18 protein-coding genes are annotated in these 17,469 nt (G+C 31.5%); 11 read left to right on the forward strand and 7 right to left on the reverse strand.

The window, feature by feature from the left end:
* Window positions 1–178: 178 nt before the first annotated feature.
* Both Q0616_RS09085 and Q0616_RS09090 read right to left on the reverse strand, forming a co-directional pair.
* Window positions 179–1,549, reverse strand: coding sequence for a peptidylprolyl isomerase (locus Q0616_RS09085; protein ID WP_298776629.1), 1,371 nt, complete (start codon window positions 1,547–1,549; stop codon window positions 179–181).
* 135 nt (window positions 1,550–1,684) lie between these two features.
* The gene (locus tag Q0616_RS09090) at window positions 1,685–2,551 is read right to left on the reverse strand and encodes a hydroxymethylglutaryl-CoA lyase (protein WP_225539004.1); all 867 of its coding nucleotides are present in this window, start codon (window positions 2,549–2,551) and stop codon (window positions 1,685–1,687) included.
* A 64-nt stretch (window positions 2,552–2,615) separates the two neighbouring features.
* On the opposite strand from Q0616_RS09090, the gene pepT reads away from it, so the two are divergent.
* A complete protein-coding gene (gene pepT / locus Q0616_RS09095; protein WP_171621672.1) occupies window positions 2,616–3,857 on the forward strand; it encodes a peptidase T in 1,242 nt (413 codons plus the stop codon).
* An 88-nt stretch (window positions 3,858–3,945) separates the two neighbouring features.
* On the forward strand, window positions 3,946–4,614 hold the full coding sequence (locus Q0616_RS09100) for a head GIN domain-containing protein (RefSeq protein WP_260543422.1): 669 nt from the start codon (window positions 3,946–3,948) through the stop codon (window positions 4,612–4,614).
* Window positions 4,615–4,681: 67 nt separating this feature from the next.
* On the opposite strand, the gene Q0616_RS09105 is transcribed toward Q0616_RS09100, so the two are convergent.
* The 3 genes from Q0616_RS09105 to Q0616_RS09115 are packed head-to-tail and all read right to left on the reverse strand — an operon-like array spanning window position 4,682 to window position 7,341.
* Complete coding sequence (locus Q0616_RS09105; protein WP_298776636.1) at window positions 4,682–5,761, reverse strand: peptidylprolyl isomerase; 1,080 nt, start codon at window positions 5,759–5,761, stop codon at window positions 4,682–4,684.
* A 27-nt stretch (window positions 5,762–5,788) separates the two neighbouring features.
* Window positions 5,789–6,316, reverse strand: coding sequence for an FKBP-type peptidyl-prolyl cis-trans isomerase (locus tag Q0616_RS09110; RefSeq protein ID WP_286483671.1), 528 nt, complete (start codon window positions 6,314–6,316; stop codon window positions 5,789–5,791).
* Window positions 6,316–7,341 (reverse strand): bifunctional oligoribonuclease/PAP phosphatase NrnA, encoded by a 1,026-nt coding sequence (locus Q0616_RS09115; RefSeq protein ID WP_298776642.1) that lies wholly within the window; start codon window positions 7,339–7,341, stop codon window positions 6,316–6,318. The genes Q0616_RS09110 and Q0616_RS09115 overlap by 1 nt, the downstream gene beginning before the upstream one ends.
* 128 nt (window positions 7,342–7,469) lie before the next feature.
* Here Q0616_RS09115 and Q0616_RS09120 point away from each other — a divergent pair, with 128 nt between their 5' ends.
* The gene (locus tag Q0616_RS09120) at window positions 7,470–8,213 is read left to right on the forward strand and encodes a hypothetical protein (RefSeq protein ID WP_298776644.1); all 744 of its coding nucleotides are present in this window, start codon (window positions 7,470–7,472) and stop codon (window positions 8,211–8,213) included.
* A 22-nt stretch (window positions 8,214–8,235) separates the two neighbouring features.
* On the opposite strand, the gene Q0616_RS09125 is transcribed toward Q0616_RS09120, so the two are convergent.
* Together Q0616_RS09125 and Q0616_RS09130 are read right to left on the reverse strand one after the other, a co-directional pair.
* Window positions 8,236–9,066 carry an ABC transporter permease gene (locus Q0616_RS09125; RefSeq protein ID WP_171621676.1) on the reverse strand — a complete coding sequence of 277 codons (831 nt, stop codon included), beginning with the start codon at window positions 9,064–9,066 and terminating at the stop codon, window positions 8,236–8,238.
* Between the two features lies 1 nt (window position 9,067).
* Window positions 9,068–9,964 (reverse strand): ATP-binding cassette domain-containing protein, encoded by an 897-nt coding sequence (locus Q0616_RS09130; RefSeq protein WP_225539001.1) that lies wholly within the window; start codon window positions 9,962–9,964, stop codon window positions 9,068–9,070.
* A 75-nt stretch (window positions 9,965–10,039) separates the two neighbouring features.
* Between Q0616_RS09130 and Q0616_RS09135 the strand changes: the two genes are divergently transcribed.
* The 8 genes from Q0616_RS09135 (at window position 10,040) to Q0616_RS09170 (ending at window position 17,469) form a co-directional block, all read left to right on the forward strand.
* The gene (locus Q0616_RS09135; protein WP_225541587.1) at window positions 10,040–10,924 is read left to right on the forward strand and encodes a ChaN family lipoprotein; all 885 of its coding nucleotides are present in this window, start codon (window positions 10,040–10,042) and stop codon (window positions 10,922–10,924) included.
* A gap of 82 nt (window positions 10,925–11,006) precedes the next feature.
* Window positions 11,007–12,377 (forward strand): Gfo/Idh/MocA family oxidoreductase, encoded by a 1,371-nt coding sequence (locus Q0616_RS09140; protein WP_298776649.1) that lies wholly within the window; start codon window positions 11,007–11,009, stop codon window positions 12,375–12,377.
* Window positions 12,352–13,287: a sugar phosphate nucleotidyltransferase gene (locus Q0616_RS09145; protein WP_298776652.1), complete on the forward strand. Its 936-nt coding sequence runs from the start codon at window positions 12,352–12,354 to the stop codon at window positions 13,285–13,287. The genes Q0616_RS09140 and Q0616_RS09145 overlap by 26 nt, the downstream gene beginning before the upstream one ends.
* 7 nt (window positions 13,288–13,294) lie before the next feature.
* Entirely contained in the window at window positions 13,295–14,326 is a 1,032-nt protein-coding gene (locus Q0616_RS09150) for an aminoglycoside phosphotransferase family protein (RefSeq protein WP_260543413.1), read from the forward strand.
* Window positions 14,298–14,789, forward strand: a complete 492-nt coding sequence (locus Q0616_RS09155; protein ID WP_171621681.1) for a GNAT family N-acetyltransferase — start codon at window positions 14,298–14,300, stop codon at window positions 14,787–14,789. Before Q0616_RS09150 ends, Q0616_RS09155 begins: the two co-directional genes overlap by 29 nt.
* A complete protein-coding gene (locus Q0616_RS09160) occupies window positions 14,789–15,883 on the forward strand; it encodes a Nif3-like dinuclear metal center hexameric protein (protein ID WP_171621783.1) in 1,095 nt (364 codons plus the stop codon). Before Q0616_RS09155 ends, Q0616_RS09160 begins: the two co-directional genes overlap by 1 nt.
* Before the next feature lie 2 nt (window positions 15,884–15,885).
* The gene (locus Q0616_RS09165; protein WP_171621682.1) at window positions 15,886–16,671 is read left to right on the forward strand and encodes a hypothetical protein; all 786 of its coding nucleotides are present in this window, start codon (window positions 15,886–15,888) and stop codon (window positions 16,669–16,671) included.
* Between the two features lie 144 nt (window positions 16,672–16,815).
* Window positions 16,816–17,469: a hypothetical protein gene (locus tag Q0616_RS09170; RefSeq protein WP_298776657.1), complete on the forward strand. Its 654-nt coding sequence runs from the start codon at window positions 16,816–16,818 to the stop codon at window positions 17,467–17,469.

Below are 17,469 nucleotides of genomic sequence, written 5' to 3' on the forward strand. Positions count from 1 at the left end.
TTTTATCGCGTAAAAAAGAAATATCGGATAAAGTAAAAGATCGATTTTTAGATTCAGCAAAGAAAGTAGGGTTTGATCCAAATAAATTAATTTGGCTATCTCAGCTGCGAATTACAAAATAAAATATTTAGAATTTAAACCTAACAAAAAACCTCTCAATTTTGAGAGGTTTTTTGTTTTATTTTAAGTTTTTCTTTTCCCAATCAATCGGAAATTCACAACTTTGATATTCTTTTCCAATTTTTACATAAGCATCACCAACTTGACGTTTTACCCAATCCATCAATAATGTACGTTCTTTGTCTTGAACAGCAAATTTTTGAATTCGATAATAATCATCTTCATAATTAATTTTATGTTCTGGATAGAATTTGTTAACCTTTAAGATTCTTAACGCTTTTCTATTGTCGAAATCATCTTCGAAAACTTGTGAGATATCTCCTTCGTTTAATGTCGCAACAGCTGTAAACATTGGTAATGGTAAGGTTATTTTCTCGAAACGGTCATCGCCAGAGTTTTGGTTCATGATATTTCCTGAGTTAAATTTTGTGTATTTATCATCAGAAAATCTTAGTGCTGCATCTTTGAAAGTCATTTTACCATCATTAATTAATACTCGAATTGAGTCTAATTTATTGTTAGCTGTTTTGATTTCTTCTTCAGTAGGTTTCAATGTAATTAAAATGTGACGTAAGTCTAATTCTTGACCACGACGTTTTTCTAATTTGATAATATGGTATCCAAAATCAGTTTTGAATGGATCAGAAATTTCACCTTCTTGTAAGTTAAACGCTACTGCATCAAACTCTTTTACCATTTTACCACGAGAAACCTTTTTGTATTCACCACCATTGCTCGAAGAACCTGGATCTTCTGAATATAAAATTGCTTTTGTTGCAAATGAAGCACCTTCTTCAATTTCTTTTTTGATTTCTTTTAATTGATCAATGATTTTTTGTTGATTTTCTTCTGAAATCTGAGGATACATCACAATATGGCTAATAGAAAGTTCGTCCTTAACATCAGGTAATTCCCCTTGGTGTTTTTCGAAAAACAAACGTACTTCTTCTGGTGTAGCATCTGCACCTTTTACAACCATTTCTCTTTTCTGACGCGCATAAATATTATCTTCAACGATATATTTAGTTTCGTTTTTCATTTCCGCCATTGTACGGAATCCGAAATAGTCTAAAATTTGTTTTTCACCTCCAGCTTGTGCAATCCAACCTTCGATTTGACCATTTAACTGACGTGTTACTTCGTCTTGAGTCACTTTAATTAAAGTATCTTGTTTTGCACGATCAACCAACATTTTGTCTAACATAATGTCGTTTAAGAAATCACATTTGTTTTCAACTTGCATTCCTTGTTGTTTTGACATTAAGTAATCACGATCTACATCAGACTCTAAAACAATCTGATCTCCTACAACAGCAGCAATACCATCTACTTTAGCCAGACGTTGTGGTGTTGATTTTGCTGTTTGTGCAAAAGTATTTACCGTCAATAATGTTGCAATTAACAACATCATACTCGATTTAAATTTCATATACTTTAATTTCATTTTAATATTATATGCTTGATAAAAAACTTATCAATGAGCAAATTTAACTTTTTTTGTTAAAGTCCAACATATTTTAATTTCCTTTAACAAAAGAATTGATTTTTTAGTTTATTGTTAAGACTAAATTAATCCAAATGTTTTTAATGAAACATTCCAAGCCGATTCAAAATCAAAAAGATTTAATCCATGCTTTTCTTTGTGTTCATTCGCAAAGCTAATCAACTTTTCGGTTGGCATATTACCAACCATATCACTTTTCGACATTGGACATCCGCCTAAACCTTTTATAGCACCATCAAAACGACGACAACCATTGTTATAAGCTGCTTTCACTTTTGTATGCCAATCGGTATAAACAGTATGAAAATGAGCACCGAATTCAATTTCTGGATAATGTGGAATTAAATTTTGGAACAAATCAACAATTGTTTTTTCATCTGCAACGCCTATTGTGTCTGAAAGATTAATAGATGAAATTCCGATATCAGCCATTTTTTTCGACCAATCTTTCACAATTTCTCCATTCCATACTTCGCCATAAGGATTACCAAATGCCATAGACAGATAAATTAACATGTGTTTACCATTTTCATTTGCAATTTGATTGATTTCTTGTATCATTTCAAAAGCTTCTTCGCGACTTTTGTTGGTGTTAAATTGTTGAAAATTTTCTGAAATAGAAAATGGAAATCCAATAATATCTACTTTTTCGTGTTCCGCAGCTTTCATCGCGCCACTTCTATTTGCGACAACAACAGACAATTTAGACTTCGAATTTGTTTTATCAATATGGTCCAAAACCTCTTTTGTATCTGCCATTTGCGGGATTGCTTTAGGAGAAACAAAACTTCCACAATCAATGGCTTCAAAACCAACAGTCAATAAACGATTTAAGTAATCTATTTTAGTATCGGTTGGAATAAAATCTTTGCGTCCTTGCATGGCATCACGTGGACATTCAATAATCTTAAAAGTAGTTGCACTCATTTTTTTGGTTTATTTGCGCCTTAAAGGTAGATAATTTAGTAATTTTGACAAAAATTAAAACGCAATGCAAACAGAATGGAGAGAAAAGTTGGTAACACGCTTTTTGAAATATGTTAAAACTTATACTGAAAGTGAGGCTTTCTTAGATAAATTTCCAAGTACAGATCGTCAATGGGATTTAGCAAATTATTTAGTAGACGAATTAAAACAAATCGGTTTAGAAGATGTTTCGATTGATGAAAATGGCTATGTTTTCGGTTATGTGCCTTCTACAGTAGATTACGAAGTGCCTACAATTGGATTTGTTTCGCATATGGATACTTCACCAGATTTTTCAGGAGAAAATGTACAACCTCAAATTTGGGAAAACTATGATGGAGGAGATATCAAATTGAACGAATCAATGATTTTATCTCCAAACGAATTTCCTGAATTAACTCAATATAAAGGTCAAACCATCATCACTACAGACGGAACAACTTTGTTAGGTGCTGATGATAAGGCTGGTGTTGCAGAAATTGTAACAGCTGCAGAATATTTGATCGCTCATCCAGAAATTAAACACGGACGTATCGCAATAGGATTTACACCAGATGAAGAAGTTGGTCGTGGTGCTGATTTCTTTAATGTAGAAAAATTTGGAGCAGAGTGGGGATACACAATGGATGGTTCTGAAATAGGAGAATTAGAGTACGAAAACTTTAATGCTGCTTCTGGTATTGTTACAATAAAGGGGAAATCTGTTCACCCAGGTTATGCAAAAGATAAAATGATCAATGCATCTAATATTGCAATGGAATTTGCTGCACAATTACCAAGTGATGAAGTGCCTGAATTAACTGACGGACGTGAAGGGTTTTTCCATTTAGCTAAAATAACTGGAAATGTTTCTGAAGCAAAAATGGTGTATATCATCCGTGACCACGATATGGAGCAATATGAAGCGCGAAAAGCTTTATTCTTGCAGATTGCAGCAGATATTCAAGAACGTTTTGATCACGAAGTGATTACAGCAGAGGTTTCTGATCAATATTTTAATATGATTGAGAAAGTAAAAGAAAAATTCCAATCTGTTGAAATCGCAGAACAAGCGCTTAAAGATTGTGGTGTTACTCCAAATATCAAACCTATTCGTGGTGGTACAGATGGTGCACGTTTGTCTTTTATGGGCTTACCTTGTCCTAATATTTTTGCTGGTGGTCATAACTTCCACGGACCGTATGAATATGTTCCTGTAGAATCTATGGAAAAAGCAACTGAAATTATTGTTCGTATTGCAGAGTTAACTGCTGAAGAAGCAAAATAGAAGTTACAATAAAGCATAAAATTAATAAGTTTTCTAGTTTGGTTTGAAATTTGTGTAAATATCAAGACCAAATTAGAAAACTTTTTTTATGAAAAATATAGTATTATCAGCAATAGCTTTATTCGGTTCTTCGTTTGTATTTGCACAAGAAGAAATAAATATTGGGGATTTTAATATCTTAAAGGTTTATGATAAAATACCTGTTGAATTAATTTCTTCTGATAAAAATTTAGTCGAAGTTGACGGAGTGAATGCGAGTGATGTGCAAGTAGAAAACAACAAAGGTGAACTGAAAATTAAAATGACAGGAACTAAGTTGATGCAGGGAGGTGAAGCGACGGTAAAGGTTTACTATAAATCGTTGTACGAAATTCAAGCCAGTCAAGGTTCTCGCATTTATTCTGACGACAAATTGAAATCTCAATCTTTAAATCTAACTTCTAACGAAGGTTCTTCGATTAAATTACCAGTTGATATCAATAAATTAGAAGTTAAAATTAATTCCGGTGCAGAAGTTATTTTAACTGGAAATGCAGAATTTCAGACGGTTGTTGCTAATTCAGGAGGAAAATATTACTCAAAAACTTTATCAGCAGAACACTCAACGCTTACAACTAATGCAGGTGGTTTTATCGAAACAACTTCTACAAAATCTGTTGATGCAAAAACAAGAGCGGGTGGTGTAATTGATGTTTATGGTGATCCTGAACAAAAAAATCAGAAAAAATTAGCAGGAGGAAAAATTAATTTTAAGTAATCATAATTTTTGTTAAATAAGAAAGCCACTCGGTTGAGTGGCTTTTCTACTTATAATAAGTGGATGTTTATTTATCTAATACTTCCATGTCAAAGTATAAAGTTGCGTTTGGTGGAACAACTCCTCCAGCACCTCTTGCACCATAACCTAATTCTGCAGGAATGATTAAGAATACTTTTGCACCTCTATTGAACATTGTTAAAGCTTCCATCCAACCTTGGATTAATCCTGTAACTCCAACTGTTGCGTCTAATGGTTGATTGCGATCAAATGACGAATCTAATTTTTCACCATCGTTTAAACGTAAAGTGTAGTGAACTTGAATTGGATCTCCTTGAACAGGTTTAGCTCCATTTCCTTCTTCTAAAATAACGTATTTTAAACCAGATGGAGTAGACAATGCTTTCGCTTCTAATTCCTTTTGACGAGCAATTTCTGCGTCTTTTTCTGCTTTTAATTTAGCTTCTGCTTCTGCTTGTTTTTTTGCATGATTTGCTTTTGCAGCATCAAATGCTTCAGCACCATTATATTTTGCATATTTATCACCTTTGCGAGCGATTTCTACTTTCTCAATAGTAACTGGAACAACTGGTTTATCGTCTCTTGTTTTTTCTACATTTGCAATAGAATCAACAACTTCTAAACCTTCAACAACTTGTCCAAAAACAGTGTGACGACCGTCTAACCATGGAGTTGGAACTTCTGTAATAAAAAATTGAGATCCGTTTGTTGCTGGTCCTGAATTTGCCATAGATAAAACTCCTTTTTTATCGTGTTTTAAAGTTGCGTCAAACTCATCTTCGAAATCGTAACCAGGTCCTCCTGTTCCTCTTCCATCTGGATCACCTCCTTGAATCATGAAATCCTTAATTACACGGTGAAAAATAATTCCATCGTAAAAAGGAACTCCTTTTGCCTTTGCTTTATTTTCTTTTGTTCCTTCAGCTAACCCAACAAAGTTTGCAACTGTCATTGGCGCTTGTTCTTCGTATAATTTGATTGTCATTGCACCATGATTGGTTGTCATTTTTGCATACAATCCGTCTTCTAAACTTTTAAATTCTTCTTTACTCATCGATTTTGGAATTTTAACGCCACAACTAACAAGGGTAGTGATGACCGTTAAGATTAATAATATTTTTTTCATTTTACTTTATCGTCTTTTTTGTGTCTATTAGTGTTTTTTAATTTTTAAGACTTTTACATCCATAATTATAGGAGTGTCTGGCGCTATTTTTTGAGTATCACCATAACCTCCATAAGCTAAAAACGAAGGTAACAATAATTTTGCATTTTCACCTTCTTGGATTAATTGCAAACCAGCATGCAGTCCTCTTGCAATATCAGCTTTCCCTAAAATTATTTTCTGAATTTTATTTTCGTTGTACGAATATAAAATGTGATTATCAAGATCAGTTACTTGGTATTCAAATTCGATATAATCTCCGTTATTTGCTGTTAAAGGAGTTCGTTGTCCATTGTTCGAAATCCAAAATCCAGAATTAGTTTTTACAAATTTTAGGTCAGATGTTTTCATATACTCATCAAACCATTGCAATTCTTCTTGATGCAATAATTTTCCACGCTCTTGCGAACGCTTCATAAAATCGTCGTTGGAATAGGAAACAGGATATTGTATCACTTTTTGATCACAACTCATCAATGCGAAGATGGTGAAAGTGAATAAAATAACTTTTTTCATTAAATCACGATATTGGCTAATTTTTCTTGGTATTCTGGTAAAAGTGATTGGAAATATGCAATCGTTTCTTCCATGTTTAAATCAGATCTACCTCCGGCTGCATTCATGTGTCCTCCACCATTAAAATGTTTGCGAGAAAATTCATTGACATCAAAATCTCCTTTCGAACGTAACGAAATCTTAATGAAATTATGATGTGTATCTTCGATAAAAATAACTGAGAAAATAAAATTTTCTACACTTAACCCATAATTAACAAAGCCTTCTGTATCTCCTTTCTGAAAACCATTTTGCAACAAATCTTCACGTTTTAAGAACATAAAAGCTGTACGATGTTCTGGTAAAAAAGTGAGATTATTTAACGTCAAAGACAATAATTTTAAACGACCTTGTGTTTGCGAATCATTTACATACGAAGTTACTTTGTCAACTTCAACACCTTTATCGATTAATTCAGCGACAATTCTGTGCGTATTTGCAGATGTATTACGAAAACGGAAACCACCTGTATCAGTCATTATTCCAGTATAAATACATTCAGCTATACCTTTATTGATTTTGTCTAAATCATTCATTGCTTCGATAAAATTGTAGACCATTTGACAAGTCGCAGGCATTTCAATATCCGAATACATAAAATCAAACGTATCGGGTTCTCGGTGATGATCGATTAATATTTTTGGTGCTTTCGAACGTTCAACCCAGTTTCCTAAATCGTCAATTCGTTTAACCGTATTAAAGTCTAAGATAAAAATTAATTCTGCTTGATGTATAATTGCTTCAGCAACTTTTGGTTTATAATCTGCAATTACAATCTCCTTCGCTGAAGGCATCCATTTTAGGAACTTCGGAAAATCATTTGGCGAAACAATGTTACAAGTATGCCCCAATTGTTTCAAATAATGATACATAGCCAAAGTAGAACCTATCGCATCTCCATCAGGATTTTTGTGCGGTAAAATTGCAATTTTCTTTGGTGTTGATTTTAAAAGAACTTTTAGCTCCTCGAAATTTGTCATTTGCATAGTTGCAAAGATAAACAAACAACTTAAAAAGTAGAATGACTTTTTTAAAATATAGTTATAACAATACTTTGATATAGAAATAATTTAATTATAATTATTATTTTTGAAGTCAATTTAATAGAAAAATTATGTCAGAACTTCCAATGATATTATTGATACTAGTTGGTTTTTTCTTTTTTCTTTTTTTTAAAAATATGAATAAGAAAAAAACAGGTAAGAATAGTAATTATATAGACGAAACTATGAATTTTACAAATCATTCCTTAAAAAAAATAAAAAAAGGAATAGAAAAAGAGATTAGTAAATCATACATAACTGGTAAATCTTGGGCTTTGTTAGAAGATAAATCTAATGATAGTTTTTTATTTACTTTTATAAATAATGGAGATTTGTTAATGACAATTAATGGAATAGTAAAACATGGTGCTTATGAACTAATTGTTGATAACAATTCAATTCTAATGACAATTAATGGAATAACAGAGCAATATGATATTTTAAATATTAAAGACGATTACATTTTTTTATATAAAATATCTACAAATGAGAATATGACTCTTGTAAATAGAACAAAGTTAAAAGATGGGTTAAAGAAGAATTTAGAAGTTGTTAATGATTTTTCTAATAATGAATTTCAAAAATATACTTTGCCAGAGAATTATTTACACGATCATTTTTTTCTAAGTGCTGTAACTAATTGGGAAATTAAAAATCCTAAAAAAAATGTATTTGATTTTATAAATGAAAAAGAAAAAATGTATAAAGATATTTATATATATGACAAGTGGAAAGAGTATAATCCCACAAAATCTCGATATAATTTTGGAGAATTTTTAGTTTATAAAGAAAGAGAATTTAAAAAAGGTAGTTAAATTAACTACCTTTTTATATGATTTACAAATCTCTTTTTTTGATAATCAGTAAAGATAAACCTAAAAATAAAATGATGTAAAAAACGTTGATTCCAAAATATTCCCATTGAATAGAATCTGGAACAAATAATTTACTTTTCATCAAGGCTTGTTGTATATCTACTGAAGGATAATCGATGATTTTTCCGTTTGAATTTAAAGGTAAATAATTTGATAATAGCTTTATTTCTTCAGGATTACTTGGTGGTTGTTTTCCAAATCGAACTAAAAATTCGATAGCTTTTACAACAGATTCTACGATGTTTAATACAATTAAAGATAAAATTGCAAAAGCACTTTTCTTTAATAAAAATGATAAAAACATGGCAAATACGATATAAGCGAAGATTTCAATAAAATATCCACCTAAAAACTCAATACCGTTCACGAAATCAAATTTTTCGCTAAAATAAGAGCCTAATCCAAAAACCAATACACCAACTAAAAAAGTTGAAATCAATGAAATAACAACATTCATTAAGACTTTTGAATTGATAAATTCTGTTTTAGATAAACCGTCTATTGTGTTTTGTTTGAATGTACCGAAAGAATATTCATTGGTAATATTATTAATAACAATAATGGCTAAAAAGAATTTTCCGAATGCAACTAACCATGTGATATTGTGCCAAATTACTGGGAACTCTAATGCACCAAGTTTAATGAAATCTATTTCAACTCCATTCATCATTGGTTTGAAATTAGGTAGTGTAATTCCCATTAAAAGAATCATCAAGAAATATAAAATGATGAAGATTCTCGTTCCTTTGTTGTAGAATAATTTGTTCCATTCTATGTTGAATAATCTGATCATGTTAATTTTGTTTTTGGATAAGTTGGAAAAATTGTTGCTCTAAAGATTCTTTGCGTTTTACTAAATGATTCACGACAATTCCTTGTTCATAAAGCATTTTGTTAATTTCTGCAGGTTCCTTTTCTTCTGCAAGCACAGCTAAAAGTTTGTTATTTTCTTTGGTTACTTTCGAAACAAAAGAGAAAGTTTTTAAGGTGTATTCTAAACTTTCCATATTTTGTGCAGCAACTTCAATACTTCCAAAACTCGAATTCATTTGGTCTACAGAACCGGCATACAACATTTTTCCTTGATTAAGCACCACTACATGCGAACATACTTTTTCAACCTCGTCCAATAAATGACTTGCTAAAATAATAGTTGTTCCTTGCTGTGCAATTTTAATAATCAACTCACGAATTTGAATAATTCCTTGTGGATCTAAACCATTTGTAGGTTCGTCTAAAATCAAAACTTCAGGATCATTTAACAAGGCTGCAGCAATTGCTAAACGTTGTTTCATTCCTAAAGAATATTGTTGAAATTTATCTTTTTTACGAGAAAGTAAGCCAACTAATTCAAGTTTTTCATCAATCTTCGCATAATTTGCTTCTTTGATATCGGCTACAATTTCAAGATTTTTTTGAGCTGATAAATAAGGATAAAATTTAGGACTTTCGATAATAGCACCAATTTTCTTCAACGAATCGTTGTCTGGTTCTTTTCCGAACCATTTCCAAGAGCCTGCTGTAGGGTTAATTACGTTAAGAATCATTCCTAATGTTGTCGATTTTCCACTTCCATTTGGTCCAAGTAGTCCATACACGTTTCCTTTCTCGACAGAAAAAGTAACGTCGTTGACAGCTGTAAAACTGCCAAATTTTTTAGTTAGTTGAGTTATTTCAAGAACTTTATTCATCGTAGTTGAATTTGTTTATCTTTATTGGTATAGTTTTTCGTTAATTTGTTACAATTTAGAATTAATTTAAATAATATGAAAACCATTTTATACACCTTATTTATCATTGTTTCGATACAGTTAAATGCGCAAGACAAAAAAGTTTATCAAATTTATAATAAGAACGAAAGAAAAACTGATTTTGGTAAAATGATCAAAGAATTATCGAAATATGATGTTGTTCTTTTTGGTGAACATCATAATAATGCGGTTAATCATTGGTTACAATTGCAGACAACAAAAGCGTTGTACGAAGTAAAAGGAAATCAGTTGATTCTTGGTGCGGAAATGTTTGAACGACATCAACAAAATCAATTAACAAATTATCTGAAAGGTACTATTTCGGATATTGAATTTCAGAAAAACACAAAACTTTGGAGTAATTATAAAACGGATTATAAGCCATTAGTAGATTTTGCGAAAGAGAAGAATTTAGATTTTATTGCAACAAATGTAACACGTCAATATGCATCCTATGTGTCAAAAAATGGTTTAGAATCGTTGGATACCATATCAACAAATGAAAAATTGCTTTTAGCGAGACTTCCAATTACGATAGATTATGAAGCACCTGGTTATCCGGAAATGATAAAAATGATGGGAGATCATGCTGGTATAAAAGCGAAACAATTTGTCGCGGCACAAGCATTAAAAGATGCAACGATGGCAGAATCTATTTTAAATAATTGGAACGAAAACGCTCTCTTTCTTCATTACAATGGAGATTATCATTCGAAAAATTATGGTGGAATTTATTGGTATTTGAAATTTTTTCGACCAAATCTGAAAATTGCAGTAATTGAAATTCTGGAAACAGCTGATTTAAATGAAAAATTATCTGTAATCAAATCCAAAAACGAAAATATTACTACAACAGAATTTATTATAGTTTTTCCTAAAGACTCACCAAAAAGCTATTAATTTTAATTGATCACAGCGTAGTTTATTGATTTTTTTTAATATTTTGCATCTTCTAAATTTTAAGTAAACAAATAAAAATACAATGGACAGAAGAAATTTTATTAAATCAACTGCAGCTGCTTCAACAGTCGCATTAGTATCACCTGACTCTTTGTTTGATTTTTCATCAAAAATCGATAAAGTGAGAGTAGGTTTAGTTGGTTGTGGAATGAGAGGGCAGGTGCATTTGGATGAGCTGTTAAAAAGAAATGATGTAGAAGTTGTTGCAATTGCTGAACCAGACCAACGAATGATAGATCGTTGTAATAAGATTTTTGCAAAACATAATAAAAAGCCTGTAACGTATTTTAAAGGGTTAGATGGTTACAAAAAATTATATTCAGATAAAAAAATACATGCAGTAGTTATTTCTACGCCTTGGGAGTTTCATGAAGAACAAACCATTGCAGCGATGAATGCTGGTAAAATTGTTGGTTTAGAAGTTTGTGGAGCAATGAATTTACAAGAATGCTGGAATTATGTAGATACATACGAAAAAACTAAAGTCCCAGTATTTATGATGGAAAATGTATGTTACCGTCGTGATATTATGGCTGTAATGAACATGGCACGTAAAGGAATGTTTGGTCAAATTTTGCATGGACAAGGTGGATATCAACATGATTTGAGAAATGTATTATTTAATGACGGTGTCAAAGCCTATGGAGGTGGCGTTGAATTTGGAGAGAAAGGTTTCTCAGAAGCTGCTTGGCGTACCAATCATTATGTGAAACGCAATGGAGAATTATACCCGACACATGGATTAGGACCAATCGGAACAATGATGGATGTTAACCGTGGAAATAGAATTACACATATTACTTCAATGGCTTCTAAACAAGCGGGATTGACGGATTATATCGTTAAAAATGGCGGTGCCGATCATCCAAATGCGAAAGTAGAATTTAAATTAGGACATATCGTTCAAACTATGTTAAAGTGTGAAAATGGAGAAACCATCTTATTAACACACGACACTTCTTTACAACGCCCATATAACTTAGGTTTCCGTCTACAAGGTACGGATGGTATTTGGCAAGATATCGGTTCGGGCGGATTTAGCCAAGGGTTTATTTATTTTGAAGATGAAATGAAACATTCACACAAGTGGGCAAGTTCAGAAGATCATTTAAAAACGTATGATCATCCGTACTGGAAAAAATATGAAGCTCAAGCTGAAGGTGCTGGACATGGTGGAATGGATTTCTTCTTGATGAATGATTTTATCGAGTGTATCAAACAAAACAAAGAATTTCCATTTGATGTTTATGATTTAGCAACTTGGTATGCTGTGACACCATTAAGTGAAAAATCTATCGAAGGTAATGGAGCGTCTCAAGAAATGCCAGATTTTACAAGAGGAAAATACAAAACAAGAAAACCAGTTTTTGGAGCAGAAGATTATGGAATCTAAAACCTTATCATTAGTCATATTAGCAGGAGGAATGGGAAGTCGCTACAAAGGTCAAAAACAAATTGACCCGATTGGCCCAAGTAAAGAAACCTTGATGGAATATTCTATTTATGATGCGTTTTCATGTGGAATAAAACATTATGTTTTCATTATAAATGAACAATTTGATGCTGATACAAAAAAATATTTTCAAACGATAATCGAGAAAAAAGGTGGTTCGGTTGAATTTGTCCTTCAAACGACCTATACTTCAGTGCCAAGAGGTATTTATGATAAAATAGAAAAACGTGAAAAACCTTGGGGAACCGGGCATGCATTAATGATTACAAAAAATCATTTAAACAATCCATTTATCGTAATTAATGCGGATGATTTTTATGGTCGTAAAGCTTACGAAAAAGCAAACGAGTTAGTACAAGCAGAACAAATTACGGCAAATACGTACGGAATGGTTGCATATAAATTGGCAAATACAATTAGTGAAAATGGATCAGTATCTCGTGGAATTTGTACAGTGCAAAACGGACTTTTAGAGAATGTGGTAGAACGTACAAATATCTATGCCAACGAAAATGGAGAAATTGTTTTCGAAGAAAATGAACATGTCGAATCGTTGGATGAAGATGTTGAAGTTTCGATGAATTTCTTTGTATTACATCCTTCAATTTTTAGAAATTTAGAAGATAAATTTGCTGATTTTTTAAAAGAAAATGCATCACATTTGAAAGCTGAATTTTTCTTGCCAAAAGTTATCAATGATATGATCAAAGAAGATCAATTGGAAGTGATTGTACAAAATTCTGATGAAAATTGGTTTGGAATGACATATCCTGAAGATAGAGTAGTGGTTGTTAATTCGATTCAACAATTAGTAAAAGATCAAAAATATCCAAATTCACTTTGGACTTAAAAATAGAATGGAAGAAATATTAAAACATTATTTCGAAAATATTGATCAAATAGTTGTTAATCCAATCAGTTCTGGTTGGATTAACTCTACTTATGAAATCAATCAGCAAGGAAAAAAATACATTTTACAGAAAATAAATACAAAGGTTTTTCCTCATCCCGAAATTATTTCAAACAATATTCAACAAGTTTCTACTCATCTTAAAGCAAAGAATTATCCCAAACAACTCATCGAAATTATTCCAGATTTGAAAGGAAATCTTTTAGCTGTAGAAAATGAAGAAACTTGGCGCTTAACATCCTATATTTCTAATTCTGTTTGTTTTGATAAAGTAGAATCTGCTGAACAAGCTTATGAAGCGGCGAAGACTATAAGTCAATTTCATTCGTTTCTATTGGATTTAGATATTGAAGAAATTCATCCGTCGATTGATGGTTTTTTGGATTATCAAAAACGAATGCAAGATTTTAATGAAGCCTTACAAAATGCTTCAGAAGAACGATTACAAGAAACAAAATACGAAATCAATTATATTTTAGACAATGCATCAAAAGTAAAAGAATATTTAGCAATTGATTTTCCAAAACGTGTCGTTCATGCGGATGCAAAATTGAGTAATTTTTTGTTTAATAGTGAAAATCATTCACAAGCAATCGCTCTAATAGATTGGGATACAATTATGCCAGGAAACATTTTGTGCGATTTTGGTGATATGATAAGAACCTATGCGAATCTAAAACAAGAAGATGATCCAACGGCAGAAAATATTTTTGAATCAAGCTATTATGAAGCAGTTAAACGTGGGTTTTTAGAACATTTAAAAAATGATTTACAAACTGTTGAAGTAGAAAATATGGATTTTGTTGCGTATATTGTAATTTATATCCAAGCGGTTAGATTTTTAGGCGATTATTTGAATAATGATGTTTATTATTCGATTACTTATCCAAAACAGAATCTTAATCGTACGATAAATCAAATCAATTTATTAAAAGCATTAACAAAATTTCATGAAGAAACTTCGATTCGAAAAGTATAAACCTTCAGATTTTAACGAATATTACACGCTTGTTCAGGACGATGATCAAATGAAGTATATTACCGGAAAAGGTCTGAATAAAGAACAAGCAAATCATAAATTCACTTCTATTTTAGAGAAAAGCTCGGTTGATGAAAACTTAGGGTTTTTTAAAGTTTATGATGATGAAGATAATTTTTTGGGAGATTGTAAATTAGTTTATAATAAACATATCGAAAATTCGCTGGAAATAGGTTATATGTTAAAGAAAGAATTTTGGAGAAAAGGTTTTGGTACAATGGTTTGCGAACATTTACTTTCTGAATCTCGAAATAAATTCCCCGATTTGAAAGTGATGGCGGTTATCGATCCTGATAACATTGCTTCGCGAAAGTTGTTAGAAAAATTTAATTTTGAATCGTATTGGAAAGGAATCGAACACGATCTTCCAACTGAAAAATTGATTTTGAATAAAATAAAATGATACACGTAAAAGATGTCGCTTCTGCGATGGAAGAAATAGCTCCTTTGGCTTATGCCGAAGATTTTGACAATGTAGGATTATTGGTTGGTGATTACAACGATGAGGTTACAGGTATTTTGGTCACACTTGATACAACACCTGAAGTAGTTGAAGAAGCGATTGAGAAAAATTGTAATTTAATTGTTAGTTTCCACCCAATTATTTTTTCTGGTTTAAAGAAATTGAATGGAAAAACTTATGTTGAAAAAGCTGTTATGACAGCTATAAAGCATGGAATTAATATTTATGCAACACATACAGCCTTAGACAACTCTAAAGTTGGCGTAAATTTTAAAATCTCCGAAAAATTAGCGTTATTCAATACAAAGATTTTAATTCCAAAAACGCAAACACTTAAGCAGTTGATTACTTATGTTCCTACAGAACATGCAGAAACATTGAAAAATGCATTGTATAAAGCTGGAGCAGGAAAAATTGGTAATTATGATTCGTGTGGTTTTACCGTAGAAGGAAAAGGAAATTTCAGACCAATTGATGGCGCAAATCCGTTTATTGGAGAAGTAGGCAAGTTAGAAACGGTAAATGAAACGCGAATAGAAATTGTGATGCCACAACATTTGGAAGGTGATATTATGAACGCTTTATTTAAAAATCATCCGTACGAAGAGGTTGCATATTCTGTTATTTCATTGAATAATTTAAATAATTATGTAGGAATCGGAATGATTGGTGAATTGGAAAATGAAATGGATGAAATGGATTTTTTCAATTATCTAAAATCACAGATGAATACGCCTGCTATTCGTCATTCGAAATTATTGAATAAAAAAATTAAAAAAGTAGCAGTACTTGGTGGGTCTGGTGCTTTTGGAATAAAAAATGCAATTTCGGCCGGAGCGGACATTTATATTACTGCAGATTTGAAATATCACGATTTTTTTACTGCTGAAAATAAGCTTGTTTTGGCAGATATTGGACATTTCGAGTCAGAACAGTTTACAAAAAACTTAATAACTTCGTATCTTAAAGAAAAATTTACTAATTTTGTGGTCTTTAATTCTGGAATTAATACCAATCCTGTTAATTATTGTTAACTATGTCTGAAACAAAAAATATCAAAGAACTAAGCGTCGAAGAAAAGCTTCGCGCGTTATACGACTTGCAATTAATTGATTCACGTTTAGATGAAATCAGAAACACAAGAGGTGAATTACCTTTAGAGGTTGAAGATTTGAGCGACGATGTTGCACAATTAGAAACGAGAATCCAAAAAGTAGTTGACGAAACGAAAGGTTTGGATGAAGAAATTAAATTGAAGAAAGAAGCAATTAAAAATGCAGAAGCTTTAATTAAGAAATACACAAAGCAACAAGATAACGTTCGTAACAACAGAGAGTTTGATGCTTTAGCAAAAGAGGTTGAATACCAAGGTTTGGAAATCGAATTAGCTGAAAAACGTATTCGTGAGTTTACAATCAAAATTCAACAAAAAAATACTCAAATCGAAGAGTTTAACACAAAATTAGCTTCGATGAAAGAGCATTTAGAGCACAAAAAAGCGGAATTAGATACAATTGTAAAAGATACAGAGAAAGAAGAAAATACATTAATGAAATTATCTATTGAGTATTCTGCTAAAATCGAACAAAGATTATTAGACGCTTACAACCGCATTAGAGGTTCTGTTAAAAATGGTTTAGCTGTTGTTCCAGTTCAACGTGGTGCTTCTGCTGGATCTTTCTTTACAATTCCACCTCAAAGACAAATGGATATTGCTCAACGTAAAAAAATTATTGCTGATGAGCATTCAGGTCGTATTTTAGTTGACTTGGAATTGGCTTTAGAAGAGCAAGAAAAAATGGAAATTGTCATCAAAGGATAATCTTCATTCTTAAAATATTTTATTTAAAACCAAAGTGTTGCATCATTTAGCAACACTTTTTTTTATATCAATAATTAATGTTCTAATTATTTTAGCACGTTATTTGTATTGAGCAAACAAGATTAGTTTGAAAATTTAGAAATTATGAAAAAAATTATATTTTTAGCAATGTTAGCTGTCTCATCAATTACGTTAACATCATGTATTAATGATGATGACGGGTATTATGATTATGTACCTGATATTGTAAACGTTGGTGAGATCAATTATGATGGTGTTTCGTTTCCGCTTAGAAATGCAGTTGTTGCGGATATTGAACAAGCAGATGGGGGATATTATTATAGTGTAGAGTTATCGACGAATCCTGTTCCTAAAAATGGTAAATTGAATGGATCTTATCTGTATTTAGAAGTTTACCAAAGAGACGATTTGAAATTTAACGGTACATATGTAACAGAATCTAATGAAAGAGGATTAGATTATATTGAGTATTATGAAAATCCGATTATGCAAGATTATGTACCCGTACTAAATTCAGGTTCATTTGCCTTATTAGATTCAGATTTTTCTTCTGGCTCTATTAATCTTACAAATTATTTTGATCCTTATGGTAGAAGTTTATTATCATCTAATTTTGCGCTAAGAGTAGTAAACGGAAAAATGTTAACAGGTGATTTTGATGGATTATTTGAATTTATTCAATTATACAACAAATCGGCAAAAGGTGAAGTAAGTGCAAAGTCAGCTTCTACGAATAGAGTAAAATCAGGTGTTAGAAGACCTTCAGCAAGAAAATAA

It is taken from the genome of uncultured Empedobacter sp., assembly GCF_937930195.1.
Lineage (GTDB): Bacteria > Bacteroidota > Bacteroidia > Flavobacteriales > Weeksellaceae > Empedobacter > Empedobacter stercoris.